3 protein-coding genes are annotated in these 7,194 nt (G+C 36.6%); 1 reads left to right on the top strand and 2 read right to left on the bottom strand.

All coding sequences use genetic code 11. The features are described from left to right. Nucleotides 1–788: 788 nt before the first annotated feature. Entirely contained in the window at nucleotides 789–1,958 is a 1,170-nt protein-coding gene (locus tag D1606_RS00930) for a CDP-glycerol glycerophosphotransferase family protein (protein ID WP_119414146.1), read from the bottom strand. A gap of 421 nt (nucleotides 1,959–2,379) precedes the next feature. Here D1606_RS00930 and D1606_RS00925 point away from each other — a divergent pair, with 421 nt between their 5' ends. After that, nucleotides 2,380–5,976 (top strand): CDP-glycerol glycerophosphotransferase family protein, encoded by a 3,597-nt coding sequence (locus D1606_RS00925; RefSeq protein ID WP_119414139.1) that lies wholly within the window; start codon nucleotides 2,380–2,382, stop codon nucleotides 5,974–5,976. A gap of 166 nt (nucleotides 5,977–6,142) precedes the next feature. Here D1606_RS00925 and galE read toward each other — a convergent pair whose 3' ends face one another. Continuing rightward, entirely contained in the window at nucleotides 6,143–7,162 is a 1,020-nt protein-coding gene (galE, locus tag D1606_RS00920) for a UDP-glucose 4-epimerase GalE (RefSeq protein WP_233547993.1), read from the bottom strand. Between the last annotated feature and the right edge of the window lie 32 nt (nucleotides 7,163–7,194).

Below are 7,194 nucleotides of genomic sequence, written 5' to 3'. Positions count from 1 at the left end.
TTCAATTTCTTTTTGCGTGGATTGGGTTCGGGGTGCGTGGATTACTCTCCCTGTTGCGTGGATTAAACCCGGTTTTTCGTGGATTGGAGATGATGGCTTGCTTCTGATCACTCAAGGACATTGGGCGCGGTTGGGGTGCTTTGGTTAAGCATAATTTTTTGCCGCGGATGATGGGGTATTCGGGGAGTTTGCTCTGGAACTTAAATTGTACGGAACGTGGATTCAATTTCTTTTTGCGTGGATTGGAACCCGAGTTGTGTGGATTACTCTTCCTGTTGCGTGGATTGAATCCCGAGTTGCGTGGATTAAACCCGGTTTTTCGTGGATTGGAGATGAAGGCTTTTTTCTGATTACTCAAGGGCATTGGGCGCGGTTGGGGTGCTTTGGTGGGGCAAAGTTTTTTTCCCGGGGATGATGGGTGTATTTTTGGCTGGCTTTTGGGAGTTTTCTTGATCGGGGAGCTTTGCGTGGAACTTAAATTGTTCGAAGAGTGAATTAGGGAAGTTTGCTTTCGTGGGCCTTAAATTGTACACATCGTGGATTCAATTTCTTTTTGCGTGGATTGGAACCCGAGTTGTGTGGATTACTCTTCCTGTTGCGTGGATTGAATCCCGAGTTGCGTGGATTAAACCCGGTTTTCCGTGGATTGAAGATGAAGGCTTGTTTCTGATTACCCAAGGGCATTTATCGCGGTTGGGGTGCTTGGTTGGGCATAATTTTTTTGTCGCGGACAATGGGGTATTTGGATAAAAAAATCCCTACCGTTTTGCCGGTAGGGCGTTAAACTGTTATTTTTTGAATACTTGATTTACTACACGTTCTGTGGCTTTGCCGTCTTCCCATACGCAGAATTTTTCGTTGAAGCGGTCGAATTGTTCTTGTGAGTAGTGGCCATCTTTTAGGGCACGCCCGATTTCTTCGAATAGGTCTGCTTCGTTTTGAACGATTTTGCCTGGTGCATCTGCTTCGATGTCGATGTAGAAACCGCGTAGTCGATCTCGGTAGTCTTCTAAATCGTACATGTAGAAGATGATTGGGCGATTTAGGATCGCATAGTCAAAGAATACGGATGAGTAATCCGTGATTAATAGGTCACTGATAAGATATAAGTCTGCGATATCATAGTAATTTGAAACATCTTTGATGAAATCACCGTATTGGGTGAAATCGAAGTTTTCGGATACTAGATAGTGCATGCGAGCTAGTAATACAAAATCGTCTCCATATTGTTCTTTCAATTTTTGAATATCAAATTGGAATTTAAATTTATATTTTCCTCGTTCAAAGAATTGGTCATCACGCCATGTTGGTGCGTAAAGAACAATTTTCTTGTTATCTGGAATGTTCAATGATTTGCGGATTTCCGCAATTTTTGCTGGATCTTCATTTTGTAGTGCATCGTTACGTGGGTAACCCGAATCGATCATTGGTCCATTGAAATGGAATGCACGAGCAAGAATTTCATGTGTATATGGGTTTGGTGCTACAAGATAGCTCCAGTTTTTAGATTCTGCTTTAATATTCTTGCGGTAATTTTTTGTTTTTGTACCAGGCATATGAACTTCTTCGATATCTGTACCTAGTTTTTTAAGTGGTGTACCATGCCAAGTTTGAACATATGTGGTGTCTTTTGGACGTGTCATCCATTTTGGGTAACGTACATTGTTGACCCAGTATTGGGCACGTGGAAAAGTGAATAACCATTTTAAAGTGAAGCGCTTCATATAAGGAACACCCATTTCTTCGAATAATGGGATGCTATTTTTGTCGACACTCCAGATTAGTTTGTATTCAGGATTATGTTCTTTCATATATTCGTAAATTGCTCTTGGGTTGTCACTATAGCGTTTACCGTGAAAGCTTTCGAAAATTACCAGATTTTTAATTCGTGGTGTTTTACATCCGATAAAACGAAATGCCTTAGCAAAGTACTTCTTAAATGTTTTGTTATTGAACATCATTTTATTCACTCTTTCATGTGGTATTAAAAAGGTTGTATTAGAACGGCACTAAATCTTATCTCTAAGGTTCGTCATAAGATCTCTATAAGCTCGATTTTTTCAAATATCCGTCGGAGAAAGTCCAACTCTCTCAGCAAATTCTAATCAAACTTTTATAAAATGTGAATTGAATATTAATTTTATGTAAAAATTTAGCCTGCCCATTATCATATCACAGATAGAAACGTCCATCAATAATCAGAAGAAGGTATAACAACTCTCTACCTGGCATTTTCATGTGAATTTTTGAGCTCGTTATTTTTCTTATAATAAGCAAAAAAATTTTTACGCAAAAAAATCATTCATTTTGTTTTTTCTCCGTCAAAAAAATGATACGATACTAAGAGCTTAGTTTTAAAATTTAATGAGGTGACCTCTAGTGATTTTACAAGAACTTTCTGGGAATTTTAAAGAAGTTTTAGATGACCGTTCCCATAAAGAACAACATCGAAGAAATCAGTTATATGCAAAATATTATGATACATTACCTACCATCAATCACTCTATTTTATATGAAGCAAGAGAAGGACAAAGTATGACAGACTCTCCTTTGGCCATTTTTAAATATATCCTAGAACATGACACAGAAAAGACGTATCAGCATATATGGGCTATTCAGCCTTCTGAAGAATTAGAAAAGGCAATCGCCCCTTATCGTGAGAAATCCAACGTCACATTTGTGGATCGTACGAGCGATGACTATTTAAAATGGCTTGTACAAGCCCACTATTTGTTGAATAATTCTACATTTCAATCTTTTTTTGTGCCGCGTCCAGAACAAACCTATATTAATACATGGCATGGAACACCGTTAAAATATATGGGCTACGATATTCCAGGAAATCCATCTGGAAGTCAAAATGTTGTCCGTAACTTTTTAAGTGCAGATTATATTATCAGTCCGAATGCACATACGACAGATATTTTTTCTAATGCCTTCCGATTAGATGGAATCTACGAAGGGTCTATTTTAGAAATGGGCTATCCTCGTAATGATTTAACATTCCATTCAAAACGTGAAGATATTATTGAAAAATTACATCAACAAGGTCTTGCAGTTTCTTCTGATCAGAAGATTGTACTGTACTCTCCTACTTGGAAAGGAACAGATACAAATAATGCGAATGATCATATGAAGCAAATTATTAAAGAGATGGATGATTTAGCCCAACAAATAGGTCCTTCTTATCATGTGCTATTGAAGGTTCATCCATTCTTATATCATGTAGCAACAAATTATCCAGAAGCTAAAAGTCGACTCGTATCAGACCTAATGGATATGAATGAATTACTCAGTGTTGTGGATGTTTTAATCACCGATTATTCCAGTGTATTCTTTGACTATTTAGTTACAGACAAACCGATCTTGTTCTATTCTTGGGATAAAGATTTATATGCCCAAAATCGTGGCATGTATTTAGAGGAAAAAGAATTACCCGGTCCTATTTTGGAGCATATCGATGAAGTAGGAAATGCTATCCTCCATATTGAAGATGTGAAAAGCAAATATAAAGACGTTTATCAAGCTGCCAAAAAACGTTTTGTCCATTATGATGATGGCAAGGTTACAGAACGTTTGTATCACCTTGTTTTTTGCAAGGAAACATTGAATGATGTGAAAATTGTACGTTACGAAAATAAGAAGAAAAAGATTTTCATCTATCCTGGTGGTTTGATCAATAACGGGATTACCAATAGTTTTATCAACTTAACGAATAATATTGACTATGACAAATATGATGTCACTGCTTTTGTAGCTGCCTCAAGAAGAGAAGAAGTCCTTTATAACCAAAATCGTATTCATAAAAAAGTGCGCTTTCTTTTTAAGCCCGGCGTACCTGTCTATACGTTTAAAGAAGCCTTTCTTGACCGGTTAATACGTTCACATGGACTAACACCTAAGTTAAAGCCCCACTATCCAACAAAGGCTTATGAACGAGAAATACGTAGATTGACAGGTGGCGTACATTTTGACTATGCGATTGACTTTAGTGGCTATAGTTATTACTGGTCAAAACTGATATTGGCTGCAAATAGTACACGCAAGATTTGTTTCTTACACAGTGATATGCAAGCTGATCGTAATCGTAAAGTAAATGGTAAGAAACCTCACTATCAAAATTTACTCACCATGTTCTCGATCTATTATAAATTTGACAAGTTGCTGGCGGTATCAGAAGCGACAATGGAATTGAATCAGTCGAAGCTGACGAGATTTACAAATGATGAACAATTTGGATACTGTATCAATACAATTGACCCAGACCGCATTTTAAATCCACCTAAAACGGGCATGACACAAAACAAAGAAGAGACTCATATAACATTGATGGATGAAATCGATAAATGGCAAACTTCATCTGAAACGGTTTCAATTTACCGAACACTTGCTGAAATTAAGGAAGAGAGCCCTACTATGCAGCATAGTGTTCAAGCAGACGATGAAATTCATATTTTCGCTCAGTATCATTGGCAAGATGAAAATTATTGTAAAATCGCGATTAATGATATTTATGTTGGATGGTGTAAAGAATCCTTATTAGAAATAGAAATTGTGGATTCCTATGAAGATGAAACTATTCAGTATCAGGACTTGAAAATGTTTGGAAAGCTAACGAATGTTTCATCAAATTATTATGTATGGAATTTACCTTTTGGTGCACCAGGCGCTCACAAAAAATCAGACGTCACATCTTTCAAAGATTTGATGGTCTATATCTCTAAGGTGGTCAAAACACAACAAGACACTTATTATCTAATTTCTATCAATCGTCATGAACTGGGCTGGATTAATAGCAATTCCGTTACTTTAATCGATAAAATTGGATTTATTGAAAAGAGCAATCCTCTATTTCGTATAATTGCAAGTGCCTATTTGAAAATGCACTATTTCAATCATAAAGACATGATTGGTTATGTGAATCGTCTGGCAACTTTAGAGGAAAACGTAAAACAATATGGATATATTTTAGAAGATATTGATGGCTACAAACTATTCACAAAACCCCCAACAAATCCAGAAAGTGAAATCGTCAAACATAAAAAAGATTTACGTGGTAAGCTAATTTTTGTTCATAAAAAGCAAATAATTGAAGATCATGTCTACTACTATATTAAAAAAAATTCTTACATTGAAGGATGGATAGACAGTCGCTATATTCGATTGGTTCCACCTGACTACTCCGTTTTTATCGATGAAAAAGAGATTTCATATCCCGCCACTGTTGAAGGGGATTCAATTGAGGTATATAAAGAGCTTCCAACAACAGCGGAAGTTGCAGATTTTATATTACATGATGATCTCCACTTAAAACCTCTTCTTGTTAAAAAAGAAATGCGTACAGGACACGGCCGCTCTCTTTTACTATATGATGGAGACAAAAAAATTGGTTGGGTTGATAAAAAAGTTGTAACACCTTATAAATGTTGGAATGATATTCACAATAATGTCATTACGTTAGATGATGATTCCTTTAAATTTGTGACAATGGGGCGCTTATCCCCAGAAAAAGCCCAAGATAAGCTTATCAAAGCATTTGCACAAATCCATGAGGAATATCCAAATACAAAGCTGTATTTAGTGGGTGATGGGCAGCTAAGAAAATCACTGAATTCTTTAGTGAAAAAATTAAATTTAAAGGATTCTGTCTTCTTAACAGGTCAATTAGATAACCCCTTCTCCTTTATGAAGCAATGCGATGCATTCGTATTGTCTTCAATATATGAAGGACAGCCGATGGTACTTCTTGAAGCATTAACGTTGAAGATGAAAATCGTAGCAACAAATATTGTTGCAAATCGTGCCGCCTTAGCGAACGGCGACTATGGTTTACTAACAGAGGATACTTCTGTAGAAAGTATTTATGACGCTATGAAAAAAATCTATCTAGAGCCTGATTTAAGTTTCAAGGAATTCGATTATCTTTCATACAACCAACATGCAATTGAAAACTTCTATCGTGAAATTAATGACTAGTTGAAGAAGAAAGGGTTATTTTTATTCATTTGGCTATAGCTAGAAGAATGCCTGTCCGTGAAGTCGGCAAAAACCGATTTTACGAGCAGGCATTCTTATTTGTTCTTTTGCTGGTTTTATTGGATCTTTAGACGGTGATTCTGGGTGGTTTTCGTGGTTCTCTCTATTATTCAAACCCATTAGGATTATTCGATTGCCAACGCCATGCGTCTTCGCACATCTGCTCTATTCCATATTGTGCTTTCCAGTTTAGCTGTTGTTCGGCTTTTGTTGTGTCAGCATAGCAAACGGCACTATCTCCTGGACGACGATTTACGATTTGATAAGGGATTTTCTTACCTGATACTTTTTCAAATGCAGCGATTACTTCAAGAACACTATAGCCATTTCCTGTTCCCAAATTAAAAGTTTCTACGCCACTGTGATGTGATAAATACTCCAATGCTCTTACATGCCCTTTTGCTAAGTCAACTACATGAATATAATCTCGTACACCTGTACCATCCGGTGTATCATAATCATTGCCAAAGACAGAAAGCATCTCACGTTTTCCTACTGCAACCTGTGTAATATATGGCATTAAATTATTGGGAATGCCGGATGGATTTTCCCCAATACTTCCACTTTCATGGGCACCGATTGGATTAAAATATCGTAATAATGCGACACGTATTTCTGGATCAGTATGACCAACATCTTGTAACACTTGTTCTATCATCAACTTTGTTTGACCGTAAGGATTAATAGCACTCAATGGGAAGGTCTCTTTAATAGGAACCACTTTTGGAATGCCATAAACAGTAGCGGATGAACTGAACACTATTTTTTTCACGTGATGACGTTGCATAGCTGATAATAATTCAATAGACCCCTGTACATTATTTTGATAATACATTAATGGTTTTTCAACAGATTCTCCTACTGCCTTTAAGCCAGCAAAGTGGAGAACGCCATCAATTGAATAATCCATAAATAACTGATCTAATAAATTTCTATCTCGGATATCTCCTTTGACAAAAGGAAAATCTATTTTTGTAATCTCTTTTACTTTCTTAAGGGAAGCTTCACTGCTATTAGATAAATTATCAAGTGCAATAATGTTGTAGCCAGATTCTAATAACTCTATACATGTATGTGAGCCTATATAGCCAGCTGCTCCAGTTACTAAAATACTTTTATCATGCAAAGTAATCTTCCTCGTTTCTTTAATGAGCATTT

The sequence above is a fragment of the Rummeliibacillus sp. POC4 genome (assembly GCF_003576525.1).
In the GTDB taxonomy this organism is placed as follows: domain Bacteria; phylum Bacillota; class Bacilli; order Bacillales_A; family Planococcaceae; genus Rummeliibacillus.
Note: the sequence above shows the minus strand (reverse complement) of the source record. Positions and strands in the feature narration are given on the sequence as shown.